This is a genomic window from Gemmatimonadota bacterium (assembly GCA_041390105.1).
GTDB lineage: Bacteria > Gemmatimonadota > Gemmatimonadetes > Longimicrobiales > Gaopeijiaceae > JAGQIF01.
Genome location: JAWKQO010000006.1, coordinates 49178 through 70828 on the forward strand (window position 1 = coordinate 49178; position 21651 = coordinate 70828).

Annotated in this window: 13 protein-coding genes; 5 read left to right on the top strand and 8 right to left on the bottom strand. The window is 68.1% G+C overall.

The window, feature by feature from the left end; translation table 11 throughout:
• The first annotated feature begins 12 nt into the window (after window positions 1–12).
• The 3 genes from R3E10_19525 (at window position 13) to R3E10_19535 (ending at window position 4941) form a co-directional block, all read left to right on the top strand.
• The gene (locus tag R3E10_19525) at window positions 13–1623 is read left to right on the top strand and encodes a beta-N-acetylhexosaminidase (GenBank protein ID MEZ4417954.1); all 1611 of its coding nucleotides are present in this window, start codon (window positions 13–15) and stop codon (window positions 1621–1623) included.
• A 41-nt stretch (window positions 1624–1664) separates the two neighbouring features.
• Window positions 1665–2255 carry an ECF-type sigma factor gene (locus R3E10_19530; protein ID MEZ4417955.1) on the top strand — a complete coding sequence of 197 codons (591 nt, stop codon included), beginning with the start codon at window positions 1665–1667 and terminating at the stop codon, window positions 2253–2255.
• Between the two features lie 70 nt (window positions 2256–2325).
• Entirely contained in the window at window positions 2326–4941 is a 2616-nt protein-coding gene (locus tag R3E10_19535; GenBank protein MEZ4417956.1) for a serine/threonine-protein kinase, read from the top strand.
• 39 nt (window positions 4942–4980) lie between these two features.
• Here R3E10_19535 and R3E10_19540 read toward each other — a convergent pair whose 3' ends face one another.
• Genes R3E10_19540 through R3E10_19550 form a run of 3 tightly spaced genes read right to left on the bottom strand, consistent with a single transcriptional unit; the run spans window position 4981 to window position 9642 of the window.
• Window positions 4981–6300 carry a hypothetical protein gene (locus R3E10_19540; GenBank protein MEZ4417957.1) on the bottom strand — a complete coding sequence of 440 codons (1320 nt, stop codon included), beginning with the start codon at window positions 6298–6300 and terminating at the stop codon, window positions 4981–4983.
• Window positions 6297–7544 (bottom strand): hypothetical protein, encoded by a 1248-nt coding sequence (locus R3E10_19545; GenBank protein ID MEZ4417958.1) that lies wholly within the window; start codon window positions 7542–7544, stop codon window positions 6297–6299. The genes R3E10_19540 and R3E10_19545 overlap by 4 nt, the downstream gene beginning before the upstream one ends.
• Before the next feature lie 13 nt (window positions 7545–7557).
• Window positions 7558–9642 (bottom strand): hypothetical protein, encoded by a 2085-nt coding sequence (locus R3E10_19550; protein ID MEZ4417959.1) that lies wholly within the window; start codon window positions 9640–9642, stop codon window positions 7558–7560.
• Window positions 9643–9934: 292 nt separating this feature from the next.
• Here R3E10_19550 and R3E10_19555 point away from each other — a divergent pair, with 292 nt between their 5' ends.
• Window positions 9935–11437, top strand: coding sequence for a serine hydrolase (locus tag R3E10_19555; protein MEZ4417960.1), 1503 nt, complete (start codon window positions 9935–9937; stop codon window positions 11435–11437).
• 60 nt (window positions 11438–11497) lie between these two features.
• On the opposite strand, the gene R3E10_19560 is transcribed toward R3E10_19555, so the two are convergent.
• The 3 genes from R3E10_19560 to R3E10_19570 form a co-directional block, all read right to left on the bottom strand.
• Window positions 11498–12433, bottom strand: coding sequence for an alkaline phosphatase family protein (locus R3E10_19560; GenBank protein MEZ4417961.1), 936 nt, complete (start codon window positions 12431–12433; stop codon window positions 11498–11500).
• A 71-nt stretch (window positions 12434–12504) separates the two neighbouring features.
• Window positions 12505–13932 carry an amidohydrolase family protein gene (locus R3E10_19565; protein MEZ4417962.1) on the bottom strand — a complete coding sequence of 476 codons (1428 nt, stop codon included), beginning with the start codon at window positions 13930–13932 and terminating at the stop codon, window positions 12505–12507.
• Window positions 13933–13996: 64 nt separating this feature from the next.
• Window positions 13997–16222: a multicopper oxidase family protein gene (locus R3E10_19570; GenBank protein MEZ4417963.1), complete on the bottom strand. Its 2226-nt coding sequence runs from the start codon at window positions 16220–16222 to the stop codon at window positions 13997–13999.
• A gap of 157 nt (window positions 16223–16379) precedes the next feature.
• Here R3E10_19570 and R3E10_19575 point away from each other — a divergent pair, with 157 nt between their 5' ends.
• A complete protein-coding gene (locus tag R3E10_19575) occupies window positions 16380–19694 on the top strand; it encodes a hypothetical protein (protein MEZ4417964.1) in 3315 nt (1104 codons plus the stop codon).
• On the opposite strand, the gene mug is transcribed toward R3E10_19575, so the two are convergent.
• Window positions 19691–20308 carry a G/U mismatch-specific DNA glycosylase gene (gene mug / locus R3E10_19580; GenBank protein MEZ4417965.1) on the bottom strand — a complete coding sequence of 206 codons (618 nt, stop codon included), beginning with the start codon at window positions 20306–20308 and terminating at the stop codon, window positions 19691–19693. The genes R3E10_19575 and mug overlap by 4 nt on opposite strands.
• A 3-nt stretch (window positions 20309–20311) precedes the next feature.
• On the bottom strand, window positions 20312–21484 hold the full coding sequence (locus R3E10_19585) for an alpha-hydroxy acid oxidase (GenBank protein MEZ4417966.1): 1173 nt from the start codon (window positions 21482–21484) through the stop codon (window positions 20312–20314).
• Between the last annotated feature and the right edge of the window lie 167 nt (window positions 21485–21651).

Below are 21651 nucleotides of genomic sequence, written 5' to 3' on the forward strand. Positions count from 1 at the left end.
AGTCGCTCGCGAATGTTGGTCGCCGGCGCGGTCTTCGCGCTATCGGTCCTGCAGGTCGCGTGCGAGCCACCGGGAAGCGTCCATTCGATCATCCCCAACCCCCTATCGGTCGAGCGTGCGGGGGGAGAGCCCGTCCAGGTGTCCGACAGCACCTGGATTGTGATCGACGCCGGCGATGCCCAGGTGCGCCGCATCGGCGAGCTCCTGTCGGCACTGATCGGGAACACCATCGAGACGCAGCCACCCGTGGTGGACGCACCCGCGGACGGGGCCACCCCGCGGATCCGCCTGACGTTGCAGGGTGCTCCCGATTCGCTGGGGAGCGAAGGCTACGCGTTGAACGTCACGCCAGATGAGATCGTCATCCAGGGTGGAGGCGTCGCGGGGCTGTTCTACGGTGTACAGACCCTTCGACACCTCCTGCCGCCGCTGGTCGAGTACAGCGCCGCCCATGTGCGACCTCTGCCCGTGCCCGCCCTGCGCGTCGTGGATCGGCCGCGCTACGCCTGGCGCGGAGCGATGCTCGACGTCTCACGGCATTTCCTGCCGCCCGAGGATGTAGAGCGCTTCATCGATTGGATGGCGCTCTACAAGCTCAACCGCCTGCACCTGCACCTGGCGGACGACCAGGGTTGGCGCATCGAGATACCGAGTTGGCCCGCGCTCACGGAGCAGGGCGCCAGTACGGAGGTCGGAGGTCGTGGAGGCGGTTTCTACACCACCGCGGAATACGCGGCTCTGGTGCGCTATGCGGATGAGCACTTCGTCACCATCGTGCCGGAGATCGACATGCCGGGGCACACCAACGCCGCGCTCGCTTCGGTCCCCGAGTTGAACTGCGACGGCGTGGCTCCACCGCTGTACACGGGCACAGAGGTGGGATTCAGCGCACTGTGCCCGTCCAAGGAAGTGACGTACCAGTTCCTGGACGACGTGATCGGTGAGATCAGCGCCCACACCACCGGTGCGTGGTTTCACGTGGGGGGCGACGAGGTCCGGACCATCAGCGACGACGAGTACGCTGGTTTCATCGAGCGCGTACAAGCGATCGTTGCGTCGCATGGCAAGCGACTCGTCGGCTGGGACGAGGTCGCTTCGGCACCCCTGCGGCCCGGATCCATCGTACAGGTGTGGCGCCCCCTTTGGAGGCGGGATGGCGAGGCGGCCGATGACACGGCCACCGCAGCGGCCGCCACACGCTTTCGTGAGGACCTGCTCCGCGCGGCCGCTTCTGGAAGCCAGGTCCTGCTCTCGCCCGCCGACCGGCTCTATCTGGACATGAAGTACGACGTCACGACCGTGCTGGGTCTGACGTGGGCAGGCGTCGTGGACGTCCGTCGTGCCTACGACTGGGAGGTCTCGGAGGTCTTCGCAGGGCTCCCCGCCGAGTCTGTCGTCGGGGTCGAGGCACCGCTCTGGTCGGAGACCTTGGGCACCCTCTCGGACTTCGAGTACATGGCGTTTCCCAAGCTGGCCGGCGTCGCCGAGCTGGGCTGGTCGGCCCCAGCGCGTCGCTCCTGGCACGAGTACCGGCTGCGACTGGGCGCCCAGGCTCCTCGCTGGACGGCTCTGGGTCTGAACTTCGCGCGCTCGCCGCTCGTCCCCTGGGCCCCTATTCTGTAGACGGTCGAGCTTCGACGTCCCTCACGCTTCGCAGCGCATCGATGACATCCCGGCCACCCCCGCCCGAGGAGGTCACGCGTCTCCTCGAGTCCGCTTCGTCCGGCGACGGCGAGGCGTTCGACCGCGTCTTTCGCGTGGTCTATGACGAGTTGAGGGGCCTGGCCCGGCTCGTTCGTCGGGGTCGAGCCTCAGAGACGCTGAACACCACTGCCCTGGTGCACGAGGCGTATCTCCGTCTGCTGCCGTCGCAGGGGTTGGCCTGGCAGGGGCGCTCCCACTTCATGGGCGTCGCCGCTCGCGCCATGCGGCAGGTGCTGGTGCGGGCAGCCGAGCGCCGCAGCACCCTCAAGCGCGGCGGAGGCAAGGTGGATCTTCCCCTCGAAGAAGCCGTGGCAGGTGCGCTCGGCACGGATGCGGTCAGCGTGGAACCCGAGCGGATCCTGGCGCTGGACGCGGCGTTGATGAAGCTGGAGGCGATGAGCCCGCGTCAGGCGCGCGTCGTCGAATGCCGGTTCTTTGCGGGCATGTCCGTCGAGGAAACGGCGCAAGCGCTCGCGATCTCGGAGCCGACCGTCAAGCGCGACTGGAGCGCGGCACGTGCTTGGCTGGCTCGCGAGATGGCCCAGGCCTGATCTCCTCGAAGCGCAGATCCGCTAGAGACCAGGGAGCGCTCAACCACCCTCCACGGAGGCGCCGAGGCCGATGGAGCCCGACCGCTGGCAACAGATCCAGGACGTGTATCTGGATGCTCTGGAGCAGCCACCAGAAGCCCGGACTGCGTTCCTCGAGCGCGTGGCCGGTGCGGACTCGGAGCTCCGCGCCGAGGTGCAGAGCCTGCTCGCCGCCGACACGGCGGGCGACCCGGTGTTGGATGCGACCTTCGACGATCTGCTGGACCTCTTGGATGAGGAAGCACCTGGCGAACCCGTCCCCGAGCGGGCCGGCCCCTATCGTGTGCTGGAAGAGATCGGACGGGGCGGCATGGGAACGGTGTACCGAGCCGAACGGGACGACGGCCAGTACACGCGCGAGGTGGCGCTCAAACTGGTGCTCGCCGCCGGAAGTCGAGCGGACATCGTCCGCCGCTTCGGACGAGAGCGGCAGATCCTGGCAGGCCTCGAGCACCCGCACATCGCGCGACTCTACGACGCCGGGGTCACGGAGGCGGGACTCCCCTTCCTGGCCATGGAGCTGGTACGAGGGGAGCCCATCCACACGTACTGCGACCGCCTGCGACTGTCCATTCCCGCCCGGCTGCGCCTGTTCGAGCAGGTGGTGGCGGCGGTCGAGTACGCGCACCGCAAGCTCGTGATCCACCGCGATCTCAAGCCCTCCAACGTGCTGGTCACCGACGAGCAAGAGGTCAAACTACTGGACTTCGGCATCGCGAAGCTGATGGAGTCCGAGGAGTCCACCGCGGACGACCCGCTCACGCGTCTCGATCAACGGCTGCTCACGCCCGAGTACGCGGCTCCGGAACAACTCCGCGGTGAGGCTCTCTCGACCGCCGCGGACGTGTATGCCCTAGGCGTCATGCTCCACCATCTGCTGGTGGGGACGCGGCCGTCGGGGTCCGGCCTGCCCACTCCCTCGACTGCGGCGACCACCGTCGAAGTGGCGGGGCTGCGCGACAGTGACCCACCGCGCCTCCGCCGTCAACTGAAGGGCGATCTCGACACGATCGTCCTGAAAGCGCTCCGCCCGGAGGCAGAGCAGAGGTATCCCACCGCCGCTGCCCTTCTGGAGGATCTCACGCGCTTCCGGACCGGGCAGCCCATCACCGCGCGCGCCCCCTCCTTCGCCTATCGCGCACGAAAGTTCGTGGGCCGGAACCGCATCGCGGTCGTCGCCGGTACGGCGGCCGTGATGGGGCTGGTGGGCGGCCTTGGCGTCGCCCTGCACCAAGCGCAGGTGGCCCGTGCCGAGCGCGACCTGGCCGAGTCCGTGAGCGGGTTTCTGGTCAACCTGTTCAACGCGGCCAATCCCTTTCAGCGCTCCAGCGAGCGCCTGGATACGTTACGCATCCAGGCCTTTCTGGATCGCGCCGTGGATCGGCTGGACACGGATCTGGCCGACCAGCCGGAGCTCAAGGCACGCATGCAGAACGTGCTCGGTGCGGTGCACGAGGGTCTGGGCCTGTACGATCCCGCACTCGCACTCATGAACGCCTCCGTCGCGGGATACCGCGTCACCAAGGGCGAGCAGAGCCCGGAGGTGACCAAAGCACTCGGAGACCTGGCACGCGTCCTCCAGATGTCGGGCGACGCCGCCGCGGCAGAAGAGACGTACCGTCTAGCCATCCCCCGGATGGTGGCCCTTCATGGAGAGCGCTCGGCAGAGGTGGCGCAGTTGCGCGTGCAGCTGGCGGCCGCGCTGGTCACGCAGGACCGGTTGCCGGAGGCCGAAACCATGCTCCAGGCCGCGATCGAGGTACGGCGCCACGTGCTGGAAGACTCGCTGAAGATCGCCGACGATCTCAATCTTCTCGGGGCTCTGCAGTACCGGCAGGGCAAAGTCGATCGGGCAGCCGAGACCATGCGTCAGTCACTCGAGATGAATCGAGCCGCCCTGGGGCCAGACCACCCCAATGTGGCTGTCATCTCGCAGAACCTGGCGTTGATCCTGAACCGGGCCGAACGATATGACGAGGCCGAGCCCTTGCTTCGCGAGGCGATCGAGGCGATGCGTCGGGCGCTGGGACCGGACTACCCGGAGATCGGCGGGACGATCAAGACCCTGGCGAGTGTTCTGGAGGCCAAGGGAAGGGCAGTGGAAGCTGATTCACTGTACCGCGAGGCCATCGACCACTCGCGGCGAGGGCGCGGAGCCGCGGACCCTAGCCTCGCGATCGCACTGCACGACTACGGCGCATTCCGGATGAAGCTGGGCGATCTGGCGGGCGCCGATTCGCTGATCGTGGAGGCGCGTGATCTGGAACTGAGTGCGAACGGCCCGGATCATCCTGGCACGGCCGTCACCACCGGCACCCTCGCCGACTTGCGCCGGCGCCAGGGCGATGCACTCCGAGCAGAGGCGCTCTACCGTGAGTCACTCCGCTCCCTGGAGGCGATCTTCCCGCCCACGCATCCCAGGGTGCTGAACGCGCGGCGCGGGCTTGCCCTGAGCCTGGCGGACCAGAGGCGTACCAGCGAGGCCGAGCCACTGCTACTCGACGTCTACGAGGCCGCGAAGAGTCTCGAGGACGGCGGGGTGGAAACCCGCGCGACCGCGCGGTCCCTCGCGCTCTTCTACGAGGGGTTGGGCAACCAGACCGAGGCTGCTCGCTGGCAAGCGCTGAGCGAAGCGCCTCCTGGTTGATCAGAGGGCTGGCGCGGCAGGCGGCGCGCCCCGGAGAGCTCAGAAAGGGAACGCTGGAATCACGTTCTGCCCCGAGCACATGCCGCTCTGCACCGGACCCACGGGAACCGCGCCGGGTGCGCCGCTGCGCGACGGCACAGGTCCGCTGCCCAACACGTTCAGTACCAATGCCTTGGTGGACCAGGCCAGGAAACGCGCGCCCAGTCCGCCCGCGAACAGCGTCAGCGGGCCCTCGGCTTCTTGCGTCTTGGAAACGGCGCCGAGGGCCTGCTGCAGGCGCACTTTCAACGGCTCCTGCTGCATCTCGATCGTCCCTGCCGAGATCAGTGCGCTCACGGGTGTGGGCACGTTGGCCGTCGGAGGTGCCTGGTCGCCCGGGTAGAGTGCGAAGTCCGGGTACCATGGCAGTCCAGGGATCGTGGTCTGCGATGCCCAGGCGTGCCACGCATTGCGAAAGGCTCCGTCCCAGGCTTGCGCCAACGTCGCGGGCGCGCCCGCAGCCTCCAGCCGTTGCCGTACGCGTCCTTGGAAGCCGGTCGAGCTCCGGAGTACTCCGGGGCCCGCCACGGCGATCGGGCCGTTGACGATGCAGGTGGGTACTTCGATGCGCGCGCCGCTGATCCAGTACTGAGCGTCTTCAACCGCTCCGCTCAAAGCCTCGGTGGCCAGGAGGACCCAGTTCAAGGGCGCCTCCCACTGGCTCACGGTGTACAGAGGCACGACGACGCCTTCCACACCATCGGACACGCGACGCAGGCTGAGCGCAGCCGTCACGGGAGACGAAGGCAGGCGCGCCCGAACGCGCGTGGAGGTCATCTCCAGGATCGGAAGTGGCTGCCCGGCGAGGAGCACCTGCACCTGCGGGATGTTGCTGCTCTCCAGCGTCACGATGGAGTCGGTGTAGGACTGCGACGCGGGCGTCACCGCTACGGCACCCATGGCCGTGGCGGCGCTGCCCCCGGGGTTTCCGCAAGGCGCCGGATATCCGTCCCGGTCGATGCAGGAGAGCTCCACCAGCCTCCCGGTTTCAGCCAGCACGTCCTGCACCTCACCGGCCGAGTAGCCGACGGCCTTGAAGGTCTGCACGGCGTCCGTCGGTTTCATTTCGAGGGAGCGCAGCGCAGCCACTGCCGTGGGGCGCTTGGCGAAGCCGCCGCGCACCATCGCGTGCACCGCCTGCTCGGGGGTTTGGCGGTACTCGCTCACGAGCGTGCGCGCGGCGGCGTCGGCGCTCAGCTTCTGCGCCAGGAGTTGGCGCACGATTTGTTCCATGTCTGGGCCGCGTTGTGCGACCAACGGCGCGGCTGCGGCCACCCATACCAGTCCGGCCAGGGCCAGGGCTCCACCGACGCGTTTCATGCTCCCTCCACATCGAGTTGTCGCCACGGGGTCTCCTGCACCACGTCGCCGTCCGCGTCCAGGGCCTGCACCCTCCACTCCAGCCGACCGCCCGCGTGCTCGGCCACCAGGAAGGGCGGTGCCGCGTACGACGCCACCCCGGCCTGCAGCACCGCCTTGAGCACGCCCTGCCCTCCGGCGTCCCGCACCTCCAAGCGGTACAGCACCGCAGCGGCGACCTGGCTCCAGCTGAAGACGAGCGGGCGCCCTTCGAGGTGCGCATCGGCCGCGGGATCCAGGAGACGCAGGCTGGTGCCGCCCACGGCTGCCGCACCGGCGTCGCCGACGAAGTAGCGAAGCACCGGCATCGGGAACCCGGCCACCGCGCCTGTCGCGAGAATCCCGGGTCCTGCTCCCACCGCAGCGAGATCGACGTCGCCTTCCTTGTCGTCGGATGCCTCGATGCGGAGCAGCACCTGGTAGAGCCCATCCACGTCCACGGGCAGCGTCGCGGGGTCGGGCCCGGGGAGCACGACCTCACCGGTAGGCGGCAAGAAGACGTTGAAGCGTTCGAGCTCCGTGAAGCGCCGCTGGGTGCCTCGCAACTCGGCAGGGAGCGTGCCCTCCGTGAGCAGGTCGTCCAGCGTGGGGGGCTCCTCTCCCGGGAGAACCACCTCCCAGCGACCCACCAGTCGGCCGGTGCCGTTGTAGGCGATGTGCGCCTCCAACGGCGGGGGCGGGTCGCCCGCTCGCACGGCCAGTACCGGATCGTCTCCGCCGAAGCGCACCTGAACGTCGAACAGCGCCAGTGGCGTGCGGGCCCCGCCGGCACTCATGCGGCAGGTCACCGTCACGTATTGGTCCGGTCCCAGACCGCTGGGATCCGCAAAGCGACGCACGTAGAAGAAGCGTGAGTCGGCGCCGGCCTCGGCGGCCTGATAGGCCCGCCGAGCTACCGAGGCCGGGATCGACATGATGTCCGAGAAGGCGTCCTGCCCACTGAAGCGGCTCCGGTCGAAGCGGATCGGCAGTGCACCGAAGATGGTGGAGGGATCGCATTTCTCGCCCACGTCCGGCGACGCCGGGACGAGTTCACCACACCACAGGGCCTCGACCGGCACGTAACCGTCCAGATTTCCGAACGTGATGAACACGGTGGTGGGTCCAGCGGCATTGACGTTCACGCCCGTTGGATTGCGCTCGATCTGGGCGGCGAGCGGCGCCGTGGCCAGGTGGGCGAAGAACAAGAGCAGTGTCGCACGCATGGGCCCCGGGCTCCTAGAAGAACGTGAAGTTGAGGCCCAGATCGACCCACCAGGCGGTGCGGCGATCGTCCTGGCCGAAGGTCGCGTCCGACGACTCCATCTCGCTGCGCGTGTAGCGCAGGAAGTACTGTCCCTGCAGGCGGCTCAGGTACGGGAGGACCGAGGACCACTGTGCATCGACCTGATTGTTGAGCCTGCGTCGTGTGAGCAGCAGATTCTCGGTGGAGGTATCCGAGAAACGCACGCTGAACTGGCTGCGGTCGAAGACCTGCCACTGCAGGCTCGCCCCCCAGCGAGTGGTCTCATCCGTTTCGTCTCGCTCGAGGTTTTCCGACGCCTCCAGGCCGAGCTCCACGGAGAGGTTCAGCTTCCGATGCGGGCTCATGCGTAGATTGGCGCTGTTGCGGGTCACCGTCAGATCTGCGTTCTCGCGTCCCACCTGCCGGTTGTCCTGCTGCGAGCGGTTCCACTGGTAGCCCAGCGTCACTCGGCCCAAGCGCCAATCGGCCTGAGCCGACTGGTTGAGGCTGACCTGATCCGGGGCGTGGGAGGCGCTGAAGCCTCCGTCGGTGGGCAGGTCGTCCGCGTGCTGGTGCGTCCGATCCGTACGAAACTGAAGGGCAGGCAGCCAGCGGGTCGTGGACCCGAGCACCCGGGCCAGCGGCACGCCGACGTTGACCTGTGAGCGCTCGGTGCGGGACGTCAGGATGGACGCGATGTCGTCCAGGTTGTTGCGGGACTCACCGTAGTTGGCCTGCAGCGTGACGCCGCCGACATCGCCGCTCACGTCGTACTGGTTCTGGAGCCGGTCAGCCTGCGCGTAGGCGCCCAAGCTCCGATAGAGCGGGTCGACGCGCTCATGACGGAATCCCAGCGTCAGACGCACCGAGCGCGTGGACGAGAGCTTGAGGTCACGCAGCGCGTCGAGCGATGCCTCCAGGTAGCGAGCCCTGGACGTCTCTTCGCGCACATCCACCACCTCGAACCCCTGGGACAGCGTGGGGTCGTCGGGACTGTCGAAGGTGCTGGATGCGAGGCCGGCGTCCAGGCGCAGCCGTCGGCTGAGCGCTTGGGCCGTGACACGCAGGGCCACGCCCCGACTCTCTTCCGAGTCGTTGACCACGCCTTGGTTGAACCCGGACTGCGGACGCACCGAGCCGGTGAGCCCCGTCAACTCGAGGCGTAGCGCTCCCGGCGTGGAGAGCGCCTCCACTCCCACCGCACCCGTGACCAGTCGGTGGCCGCCGTCGTCGAGCGCAATCAGGTGGTCCCAGCCCACCTCGTTGCTGCCGCCGAGCGCGGCTACCGAGACACCGATGCGGCTGCTGGGCTGAAGGGCAAGCGTCGCGCCACGGCTGGAGAAGCGATTGACCAGATGTCGCTGGTCCCCCGCCGAGACATGCCCCACCGAGAGTTGCACGGGCCCGTTCGCGGCCTGCAGCAGGTAGGACGAGAGGTCCACCCGGGGCGCGTCCTCGCCCCGCTGATAGAAGCGGAGTGCCTTTTCCTGCTTCGAGGCACCGACCAGCGCCAGTTGACTCGACATGCGTAGGTCCTGACGGACGTGCTCGCTGGAGATGCGGAATTGTAGATCGATGTTCTCCGATGCCGCGCCGGGGGCGGCGGCCTCGGGCTCGTATTCTTCCGTCAAGCGCGAGACGTAGGCAGCGGTCAACGAGGGATCGGTCTTGCCCGACGTGAAGCCGAGCCGCCCCAGGGTCTGGAAGGGCTGGCGCAGCACCTCCGTCCAGCGGTCGGACGCAGTCTCCACCAGATAGACCACCAACTCGTGACGCCCGCGCGGCAGCGTGATGACGCCGCGCTCGTAGCGCATGGCTTGCGGCAGGCGACGGAACAGGCCGGTGACGTCGGTCCGGTCGATGAACACCGCCACGCGTTCTGCTGGACGCTCCAGCACCCGATCGAAGGTGATCTCGATGCCGGCATCCACCGGCACGGCCTCGTTCTGCGAGAGCGAGGTACGGACGCCGAGGCCCCCGGGCTGCTGCGCGCCCGCGCCCGCGGGAGCCATGCACAGCACCGCCAGCGCTGCCCAGAGTCGTGGGCCCCTCTGACGCACGGTCCGGAGGTCGATCATCGCTCGTCCGTCCTGCGGGTGGGCGCGCCCCGACCGTCGAGAGCGCTCGCAGTGGAGTAGCGGATCGGGCCCCGGGAGGGATCATCCGGACGGAATGATCCCCGTGATGCTCGCGATCCCAACTGGTGGCCGTGCTGCAGGGACCACCGTCGGAGCCCGTCGAGGTGCGGAGGCGCAGCGGCTCCGAGTGGTCGGCAAGGGCCACCCCCGGGGCTGGCCGCCGGCACGGCCAGCCCCTACGCTCTGCAGGACCCGACTCCGTCGTTTCGAGTCCTCACCCAAGGAGCGCCGCATGGCCCCGCCCACGTGCCTCGCGGGCCGACGCCCGAGCTTCTCCTTCAGCACGCGCTCTGCGGCCCTGATCCTGCTCGCGGCCTGCGCGCCCCCTCCCGGCGAACGCACCCCCGTCATCGCCGAGACCGCCGTCACGGCTTCCTCCACCCTCGCCGACAGCCTCGCATCCTGGTACGCGCTCGGCCTGAACGCGCACCATCTGTGCGCCGGCCTCTGGGTCGTGGGTCGAGACCACAGCCGCACGGCCGAGGCCGTAATCGCCGAAGACATCTCCCGCTTCCCAGCGTTCCGGTGGGGCGCAGACTACACCTTCGGCGTAGACGAGGCTCGCCATGTCGCCACGGTGAGCCAGCCCGGGATCGGTTCCCGGTCGGCCCGCTACAGTGGCGATCAGGGCTGCGCCATCCTGCCGGAGGGGAACGAGCGCGTTGCGTTCACTCCGGTCGCGCTCCCGGTACTCCCCGACCCGTCCACTCAGCAGTGGCCGACTGGCGACCGGAACGCCGAGGGCAGCTTCCCGGAGGTCGACCAGGAACGCTTGGACCGTGCGTTGCTGCGCGCCTTCGACGACCCCGCCCTCGAGGTGCCCCAGAACACGCGAGGGCTCGTAGTGGTGTATCGGGGAAAGATCGTCGCCGAGCGCTACACCGAAGGCTGGGGGCCCTACACGCCGCAACTCAGCTGGTCGATGGGCAAGTCCATCGCCGCCGCGCTGACGGGGGTGATGGTGGCGTCGGGGGCCTACGGGCTCGACGACCGCCCGCCCATCGCGCTGTGGGAAGGAGAGCTCGACCCCCGTCGTGAGATCCGGGTGCGCGACCTCCTGCACATGTCGAGCGGGCTGGATTTCGACAACTTCGGCCTCCTGCCCGACCGCTCCTACACGGCGGCCAACGAGCACTTCCGTATCTACTTCGACGCGGTGGACGTGGCGGTCCACTCGATGGACCAGCCGCTGCGGTTCCCGCCGGGTCAGGTGTGGCGCTACCGGAACTCGGACCCGCTCAACTTGATGGCCGCCGCGCGGGCCGTGCTCGAGGATCGAGGCGAGGACTGGCTGACGTTTCCCACGCGGACGCTCTTCCAACGCATCGGCATGCGCAGCATGGTGCTGGAGACCGATGTGTACGGGAACTTCATCATCACCGGCTTCGACTACGGGGGGTCGCGCGACTGGGCCCGCTTCGGCCTGCTGCACTTGCAGGACGGCGTCTGGAACGGAGAACGCATCCTGCCGGAAGGGTGGACCGATTTCGTGTCCACACCTGCGCCCGGGGATCCGTCCGAAGGGTACGGTGGGCTGTTCTGGTTGAACCGAGGCGGAACGCTGAGCCGAGTGCCGGCCGACGCGTACTGGGCGGCGGGCTACATGGGCCAGCGCGCGATGATCATTCCTTCGCGCGACGTGGTGATCGTCCGACAGGGACCGAGCCCGTCGGCCTTCGACCCCTACTTCAACGACGTGGTCGGGGACATCCTGGACGCAATCGGGACGCGCTAGGTAGCGACTGCCGTCCTGAACGCCGCGGTCAGCGCAGGCCGGACGGAGTCGCTGGCCACCCTAGTGCGCCGCCAACCCGACCACGTGTCCGTCCAGCTGCCACGCCGGATCGGTCTCGATGCCCAGGTGGGCGAGCGCCGTGACCGCAACGTCGACGATCTCGACCTGACCCACCGGAGATCCCTTCACAGTTGAAGACCCGGACGCCAGATAGAAGATCGTCCGCTCCTCGGGCGTGTCGCCGCCGTGGCCTCCAGTGACCAGGCGTCCGTGATCCGTGCTGACCAAGACCAGCCAATCCTCCGATGGGTAGGTCCTGCGGTCGCGAACGGCGCGCACCAGCGCGCCAACCTGTGAGTCCGCGAGTACGATTGCGTCCCTGTACTCATCCCCGATCGCGCCGGTCTCGTGACTGACCTCGTCGGGTGTGCCCAGGTACACGAACAGCGCATCGGGGTCGCCGCTCTGGAGCGCCTCGATGGTCAGTCGCACGCTTTCGGAATCTCCCTGCGGCCAGCCGACTTTGTACCCGTCCAGGACGTGCTTCACGTCGATGGCGTCGCTCAGGGTGGGCTGCCCATCGTCAGCGTAGACCAGGGGCAACCAGTCCGCCACGGCGAACGTCGAGAGCTCCGGCCGCACCTGCTCGATACGCGTGAGAAAGTCGGGATACGCACCGTAGTTCTTGCCCACGAACTCGTTGTCGGTCACGCCGTGCTTGTCGGACCAGACTCCGGTCAGCAGGGAGGACCACCCCGGACCACTCACGGAGGGGAACCCCGTTCGTGCGGTGGCGGTGAACGTCCCTTCGGCGGCCAGTGCATCGAGGTTGGGTGTGGCGACCTCGGCCAGCACGTCTGGCCGCACACCGTCGATCCCGATGACCAACACCTTGGGCATGCGTGCAATCGGGGCCTCGGGCTCCCCACTGCCGCAGGCCGTCAGCGCCGAGAGAAGGAGGCATGCGGCCAGCGCGGGCCGAGACGTCCGAACCATCCGATCGCTCCGGGTCATCTCGTCGTCCTATCGAGGATTGGTACGCAGCGGTCGGCCGGAAACCTCTCGCCTCAACTGATCCCCACGCGCCCCTTCACGTCGTCCAGGAGCTTCTTCGAATCGAATCCAATCCCGTCCTTGAAGACCGTGACCACGTCCTTGATCACGGCCGGGTCGCCGGTGAGGTCGCCGCGAATCAACACGAGATCAGCCGTCTTGCCCGCCTCGATCGAACCCAGCTCACCGTCCACGCCCAGGATCCTGGCGCCGTTGAGGCTCATGATCTGAACCGCCTCCTCCGGGCTGAAGCCCGCTTCACGCAGGAGCTCGAAGTTGCGCTGATCGCCGTAGCCGGGAAGCGCCCCACCGTTCCCGGTCGGATCGACGCCCGCTGCCAGCAGTCCCCCCATCGCCACGAACTTGCGCTCGTAGGCCATGGCCTTCTGGAAGGCCTCTGGCGAAAACGCCGCGTTGGGGCTGGAATCGATCTGCTCGCGCGCCTTCAGGTAGTCCGTGCGCACTTCGGGAGCCATGGCCTCCAGCGCACGGGGATCCTTCGTGGGTCGGTTCGGCACGAACAGCTCGTAGACCGCCAGCGTCGACGTCATGGGCACGTTGTGGTCGATCATGAGCCGGAACGTATTCGCTACCTCCGGTCCATCGATGTCTACATTGACGGCGTGCTGCATGAACGTCATCGGACACTCGCTCTGCTTCTTGCTCGGGTCGTAGTCCGAGTTCGTGAAGAGTCCGTGCTCGATGTTGTCGATACCGAGACCCACCGCTTCGGTGAAGCTGATCGAGCAGATATGGCCGGTGACCTTCATTCCGAGCTTGTGGGCCTCGTCGATGGCGGCCTGGAACTGCTCGTATCCGATGTTGGTGTACGCTTTGAGCCACGTGGCCCCCTCGTCCGACCAGTACCGAACAAATCGGCGCGCCTCTTCGGGCGTGTCGATGAGCGTCATCGTGGTGATGCCGTCACCACCCGTGATGTACGGCGCGGTGATGTGGATGCGTGGCCCCGGCCAATTCCCACGCTCGATCTCCGCCTTCATGTTGAGCTCGGAATAGGGCGCCCTGCTTCCCGTGGTCCGAACCGTCGTGACCCCCGAGCCGAGGTAGAGGCGAGGTGCGCTGTAGACCAGCGTAGCGCCCCGTCCCCCGGCGGCCGTGTAGTACAGATGGTCGTGCAGTCCCATCATGCCCGGAATCAGGGTGTGGCCCGAACCGTCCACGGTGTGCGCGCCCGAGGGCACCCGCACGGAGCCGGCCGGCCCGAGCGCTGCGATCCGCCTGCCCTCCAGCACCACGGTCTGCCCACGGCGCGCGGGCGCTCCGGTCCCGTCGATGACCGTCACGTTGGTGATCGCGACCACGGGCGCCTCCACCGCGATGTAGGGGCGCATCTGCTCCGAGAACTGCCGTTGGGCAGCCAACGGGGCTGCACACACACCAATCAAAAGCCCTGCGGCGAGGCTACGGGTGAGGCGGGTCATGGCAGGGTCCTCAGGCTGCGGGTGAAGGGCGGCCAATGTAGCGTGGCGGCAAGGCGAGCCGCACCTACCTGACCCGGAAGACGCTGTGCATCCCGGACTCCAAGTGCTCGGAGATGTGGCAATGCATCATCCAATCCCCTGGGTTGGACAGCTCCAGCAGCAGATCCACGGTGGCACCGACCGGAACCAGGACCGTGTCCTTCCACACGAGATTCTCGTTCGGCATCCCGTTCACCGAGAGTACCAGAAAGCGCTGCCCGTGGATGTGCAGGGGGTGCTGCATGGCGTGGAAGGAGCGCCGCTCGTTGGTCACCCGGATCTTCCGGACCTCCCCCAGGGGAAAGTCCCAGCCGATGTCCATCCCTTCACGCCCCGTCACCGGATCCCGCAGGATCCAGCGCACCTCCGCTGCGGTGGCGTTCCAGTTCATCATCGGCATGGTCCCGGACCACTCGATCGGGTGGAAATAGGCTGAATCCACCCGCATCAGCCGCTCCACCACGAACGGCAGGTCCTGTCGCTCCATGGTCATGACCAGCTCATGGTCGACGGGCCGGTCGAACGCGGAGCGGTAGCGGTCGATGTCTTCCTGCACGAACAGGTGCTCCCGAAGCGCTCCGAACACGCCCGTCAGATCGGGGGTGGCGTTGCCCTCCGCCACCGTGACCGCGCCGAGCGTGTCCACCTCCGCGAAGAAGCGGCCACCCAGGTGGTCCATGCCCGTGACGCGATTCTCGAGCGGAAGAGTCCCGGTTTGGGGGAAGCGCACGTGCACGATGGCCCGCTCGGCCGGAGCCAGCACCACGCTCTCGGACCAGGCCTCGCGCTCGTAGAGCCCGATGTCGGAGCCCACGACCTTCATGGGCGCGCCCCCGAACGAGAGATTGAACGTGCGGGTGTTGGACACGTTGGTGAGGAAGAAGCGCACCACTTCCCCCCGCTCCACGGTGAGACGGTAGTCGGGCTCGCCATTGAGCAGAAACACGTTGCCGAAGCGCCCCATGAGCGCATCGTTGGCGCGCTCCCTCCCGAAGGGCACGAGGGCATCGCCGTTCATCAACACGTCGTCCAGCACGACCACTTCCTCGCGGTGCGCCGGTGCGAAGTAGTCGGCCCGGGCCGGGCGCACCATGAGGTTGCCTGCAAGCCCCAGGTCCTTGAGCAGGTCCTCCCGGTGATGGGGGTGATACCAGTAGATGCCCGGGTCGGGCACGTGGATGGTGTACGTGAAGTCTCCGCCGGGCGGCACGAGCTCCTGCGTCACATGGGGGACGCCATCGGACGCGTTGTCGATACGGATGCCGTGCCAGTGGACCGTGGTCGGCCAGTCGATGCGGTTGCTGAACCGCACCGTGACGGTGGCCGCTTCATCCACCTGGATGAGCGGCCCCGGGATCTGGCCATTGAACCCATACACGATGTGGGTGCCACCGCGCAGGCGCCGCCGCACATAGGTGGCCGTCAACTCCAGCGTGTCCCCGTCCGCCAGACGGACCAACTCACGGGGGCGCACCCACGGCACGCGTTCGGGATCGTTCACGCTCGGCAGGAACGGAGTCGCATCCGGCGCCTCCAACTCCATGAGCGCGGGCAGCATGGTGATCCCAGCCGGCATCGGGGGGCGCAACCATCCGTCCCCGCCGGTGTGCGTGTGGTGCATCCCGTCCATCCCCGTCATCCCACCGGGGTCCTTCCCTACATCGATGCCACCCGCCCCTACGAGGTACTCCATCATGTCGGCGGGATACATGCGCGTGGAGGGAGATTGTCCACGCAGGACCAGTCTCCCCGTGCGCTCGGGCAGGTCAGCCGCCGGCTCCGCGCTCACCAACAGCACGAACTTGTCCAGGTCGATCACGCCCAGGTCGGTGCGGCCATTCCCGACCGGGCCCAGGCGAACCTCCGGGTAGAACGTCGGCGTGGTGAGCCAGGCCACATAGGTCGTGTATGCCCGGCCGTCCGGAGCTGCGCCCAGTTCCTGCGGACCCGGGAGCCCCGCGACCTCCAGCGTGGCCCGGTAGCGCACGTGACCATCCACGTTCACGGCCACCGTAAAGGGAGAGGGCGCGAAGCGCAGATCCACCCGGGCCCGGATGTCCCGGCCCAGCGTGACCGGCGCGGTGAGCACCATGCAGTAGAGATCCGCCGAGCCGCTGGCCTCCGTCGGCTCTCCCGCACAGGGGTCCGGCGAGCGACCCGGGAATGGCGCCTCCTGGGCCGCCCCCCCCACGGGGACGGCCAGGCCCAGGAGCAGGGCGAGCCAGGGGTAGGCGTGGCGAAATCGGGCCATCGTCGCAAGATAGGGGGCGTGCCGCCGAGCGGGCCAACCCGGGGCGACGAGCCCCGACGCGCGTCTGATGGCCGGCACCGAGCGTCTTCGCCGCCGCTGTCGCGGAGCGACCGCGAGCGCCGGTTCGTCCACTGTCCGCCGCAAAGGGAGAGCGCCGATGCGCCCGCACAAGCACGTCGCCCAGAAGCGTGAAACGGGCGCCCGCGCCCGTTTCACCGAGGTGATGGATACCGAGCTCGCGCGCCTGGGCGCCCCTTGGGGCGAGGTGCCGGTGGTCGCCACCACGGAGCTCGAGGTGCTCACCGTCTGGTACTGGAATCCCCTCGCCGCGCGCTGGGAGTCGCACCGCATCGATCACCACCCCCTCGTGGCCGAGGGCAGCGATCCGGGAGCACCCGAGGGGTGGAACCGGTCGGACCGCGTGGCACTCGTCACCATCGGGTCCATCGTGCACGTCGTCTTCAAGCGTCAGATCGACGTCGGAGGGGCACCGGTGTTGGGGCTATTCCACGCTCGCTACGGACCCGCCACCTCCGGCGGTTCCACTCCGGACGGGCGCCTCCAGCACCTGGGAACGAGCACTCTGGCCGAGCCCCTTCCGCTGGGCAGCCGGGCGGAGGTCGGCTACGGGCTGCGGGCATTGGCAGCGGAGGACGGCACGCTGCTGGTGTTGCATCCACGTCGGTTGAGCACCTTTGGACAACCGTTCGGGCCCTGGTCACTGCGGCTCCGTCGCTTCACCCTCGACGGAGCAACCGGTGCTGTGACCTCCGAGACCAGCGAAGTGGTGGGCCCGGGTGGGTTCGATTTCGATGCCCGCCTGGAAGGCTCGACCTTGCACGTGGTTCACCGGGAGTCACCGGAGGCGTTCCGCATGCCGCTGTTCATGATGGCGGGGGGCCGGAGCCTGACCAGCGGCGCGGATGCGGATCCGTTCTTCGAGCCCTTCCAATGGACGCGCCTGGACCTGACGGGCCAACGGGTGCCCGTCCAGGAGTCGCTTCCCGGCGGTGAGCATCCACAGATCCAGCGCACCACTCCGTTTCTGCTCACCTACGACCGACCTTCGACCCTGACGGTGTCGCTCGATACGCCTCTGCTTCCACTGCCTCCCCGCCGACCGGGGGTGATCTTCGTGCCCGGTGTGAACGATACCGTCACCTGGATCCGCGAAGGGACCGCAACGTTCCGCGGGACGCTGCTCAAAGCCGATGCCCGCACGCTGCCCCGCTCGCTTGCGTCCTTCGCGGCGGTCTCCGCGCTCTGCGAGGACCGTAGCGGCCTGTGGGTGCAGCGCAGCCCGTTCGCGACCAACCCTGTGTTCGTGCTGGACACCCTACGCGACGACAAGACCCTGCGCGTCGACCTCCTTCACCACCGTGAGCATCTGGGGCTTTACCGTAGCCGGATCCACCTGACCTTGTCCGAAGGCATCGTATCCGTAGCGGAGCGGGCCTTCGACGTATGGGACATCGGACACCTACAGATCCGTGACTTCGAGGACCTGACGCCTCCCGCCGATGCCGAGCACCGTCAGTTCGAGCCGGTGGACGAACTGGTGCCGACCAGAGCCCCGCGCGTGTCGATTCCAGCTCTCACCGCCGACAACACCATCGGAGGAAACCTACGCGCGGATACGACGCGGACGCCGGTGGGCTTCTTCAGCTACACGGACCTGGGCGACGGCGGCCTCCGGGTGCAGTACGCGCCCGACATCGAGCCGCTGGTCGATCCGCCACCCATCGAGGACGAGAAGACGTTGCGGCCGGACCAGGTGACGGGTCCACCGATCCCCTGCGACGTGTGGATCGAGCTGACGGGCGCAGGCTGGCGGCCCGCCGAACTCCCCGGGTACGAGGTGGGCGTGCTGCAAGCACGCCGCTCTCTCGGATCGGCCCTCGAGGTCCCGATCGGCTTCCTGCTGGACAGCGCCGACATCGTGACCGGGAACGGCGACGCGCCCGACGGAGTGCCCATCGACCCGGCGGACAGCCTGACCATTCCGCAGCTTACCGCAATCGACACGTTCAGAGCTCGACTGACGCAGCCGCTGGTGCGGACCATCGGGCTGTCGGATGGGACCTCCTGTGACGTGACCCTCTCGCCCGGCGGTCTGGTGGCGGGGGTGGCCCTCTCGCTGAGCGCCACGTTCCCGACGCCCCCGTCTCAGGTCGGGTGGACCGCTGTCCGCGTGCGCGACCTGCCGGAAGGGTTCACGGGCCCCTTCCCGGCGCTCGCCGGAGGCGTCCCGGTCGGAACGCCTTTGCCGATGGCGGCGAGCGGCAATCCGGCGACACTGACACCGGACCGGCCCGGGGATTGGCGCATCTCAGTGTTCACGGCGGCCCCCGACGGTACGACGCTCGCGGCCGGATTCGTGGATGTGCGCCTTCTCGACTCCAGCTATGCGCTGCTCACGGGCCTGTACGACGGCATCGCCGAAGGCGAGTGGCATCGGATCGGCGACCTGGAAGCCACGCTGCTGACGTACGACCTCCGCTACGGCGTCGGCGCCATCGGAAACCGTCCTGTGCGGATCCGCATCGTGCCACGTCTACGACGAGCCACGGAGCTTCGCTTCCGCCGCGGTGAGGCCGGCCAGGGCGTCGTCGACGCGCGTCACCTGCTGTCCTTCGTCTCGGATGAGATGCAGCTGAAGCATGGCCTGGATCTGCCCTTCCACGTGAACGGATTCGCCGTCACGCTGCCGTACCGTCGTGCCTACACTCCGGGCATGCTCATGCGTGACACCCGCTTCAGGGACGTTCTCGACGGCCATGCCCTCGATCCCGGGACGGAGACGATCATCCGGGACGAGGTGGAGCGTCATGCGGGAATCGGGTGCAAGCCCATCGGAGACGGCGCCATCGACCCGTTGGACGTCGAGGTGGACCTCTCGCTCACAGCCGGGGCCATCACGGTCACCGCGATCCTGTTGGCGCTCACCCTGATCGGAGCGGCGGCCGCCGTTGCGGCGATCACATACTTTCTGGCCGGGATCGCCGCGGCGATGGCGGTGGGGATCGCTGGACTGGCCCTCGCGTTGGTGTTGACCGTCGCGCTCACCATCTACATCGCGATCACGGTGCCGAAGGTGGTCGCGGACTTCGCCGAAGACCAGGTGAGTGCGGCCGTGCGTTCGCCCGATCAGCTCGAGCGCCTCAACGAGCTTCCTCTGCTCCGGTACTCGGGGGAAGGCGCGGCCGAGGCTGTCGCACGCGAGGTCCTGCAAGCCGCGCGCGACGCGGGCTTCGCTGTGCCTGCCGCCGCCGACTTCGACACGCCCGAGATCGGCCACGAGCGCACCTGGGGCCAGCTCTTCCAGATGGTGTTCGTCTCGCAAGACCGCTGTCGAGTGCTGCTCCGCTTGGAAGACTGCGATCCGACCCATCCGCCGGACATCGGACTGCCCGACCCCCCGGACATCGGAGACGACGGAGAACCGCCACTGGTGGGAACAGGCCGCGGCTAGCTCCCGCGGCGGGCACGCGGGGGCCGTGCGTCGGCTCGTTCACGGACCACTCCGGACGCATCGGCCACCTCACCGTACAGCTGGGCCAGATCATCCAGGCTGTAGTGGGCATTCAGCCCACTGGGGTTGGGTAGCGCCCAGATGCGCGTGTCCCCGATCCGGTGGTCCTGCTCCCCGACGCGCGCACCGGGCCGCTCGAAGCCGGTGCGATAGGCGCCCAACCCGACGAAGGCCAGCACGCGTGGCTTCCAACGACGTACCTTGCCCTCGAGCACGACCGCACCCGCGCGGAACTCCTCGGGATCCAACTCGTCGGCGCGCGCCGTGGTGCGCATGACCAGATTGGTGATGCCAATCCCCTTGCGGGTGAGCGCCGTCCGGCTTTTCGCATCGAAGCCCGCGCGTACGTCCAGCAACTCCTCCGTGACCCCCGCCCCGTGCAGAGCCTTGTAGAAGCGGTTGCCGGGGTGGGCGAAGTGAGCGCCGCTGGCCGCCGTCCACAGTCCAGGGTTGATCCCGCAGAAGAGGAGCCGAAGCCCGCGCCCGACGAGGTCGGGCACCGTGAGGGACCGCGCGGCCTCCAGCTCTGCCCGCGTGAAGTTGGCCTTGCCCATCCCCTAGCGGGTGCCGGCGTGTCGCTGCACGTGGTGGGGGCCCACCTCGCCGATGCTCCTACAACCCAGCAGGGCCAGATCGCGTTCGACCTCGTCGCGGAGCAGCCCGAGGGCGCGCTCTACACCCGCTTGACCGCCTGCGGCCAGTCCGTACAGGTAGGCACGCCCCACCGAGCACGCGTTGGCACCGAGCGCCATCGCTTTCAGCACGTGGGTTCCACGGCGCACACCTCCGTCCACGATCAACTCCAGTGCGTCGCCCACGGCATCCCGCATGGGCGCCAGGCAGTCGATCGGCGCCGGCGTTCCGTCGAGCTGCCGGCCCCCATGGTTGGAGATCATCACCGCAGTCGCTCCCACGTCCGCCGCCCGTTTGGCGTCACCCGGGGTGAGCAGCCCCTTCACCACGAAGGGACCGTCCCACTGCTGCCTCAACCAGGCAACGTCGTCCCAGGTAAGCGTGCGGTCGAACTGGCTGTTGACGTACTCGATCAGGGATACGGTGCGCTGGGAGAGCACATCCGTGCGGTGCGCCACGTTGGCGAGCTGGAATCCGGGATGGGTGAGCAGGCGCAGGCTCCATCCCGGGTGCGTGGCAAAGCTCCAAAGGCCCTTCAGGCCGAAGCGCGGCGGCATGATCATGCCGGTGACGCGGTCCCGCTCACGGTTCCCAGCCAGAGCGGTATCGACGGTGATGCACAACACTTCGAAGCCGGAACTCTTGCAGCGCTGCACGAAGTCGCGCGTCAGCTCCCGATCTTTCAGCACATACACCTGAAACATCTTGGGCGTCTTCACCGTGGCCGCCACATCTTCGATCCGTGTGGTGCCCATGGTGGACAGACTGTAGAGCGTGCCGAAGCGCTCGGCTGCTCGCGCAACGCCCAGCTCGGCTTCGTGATGGAACAGGCGAGACATCCCGGTCGGCGCCAGGAAGAACGGCAGCGCCAGCTCCTGGCCCAGCACGCGCGTGCGCAGGTCCACCGTCTCGATGTCGACCAGGAAGTTGGGAAGCAGCTCCCAGTCGTCGAAGGCCGTCGTGTTGCGGCGGAGCGTGATCTCGTCGTCCGCCCCCCCGTCGATGTAGTGGAACATGGGTGCGGGCAGCTTGCGGAGCGCCAGGCGCCGCAGGTCGCCGATGTTGTGGCACTGGCTCAGGCGTCGTGGGGATCCCATGGCGCCAACCTGACCCGCGGGCCGGGGTCTCGCCAGAGGCCCACGCGGCCCACCGCCCGAGCCTACCGCCTCAGTGCGGCGCGCTGGCGCCAACGGCAGCGGGCGTCACCGTGAGGGGCTGTGACGCGATGTTGTTGGTCTCGTCCAACTCCTGGACATCGCCGTAC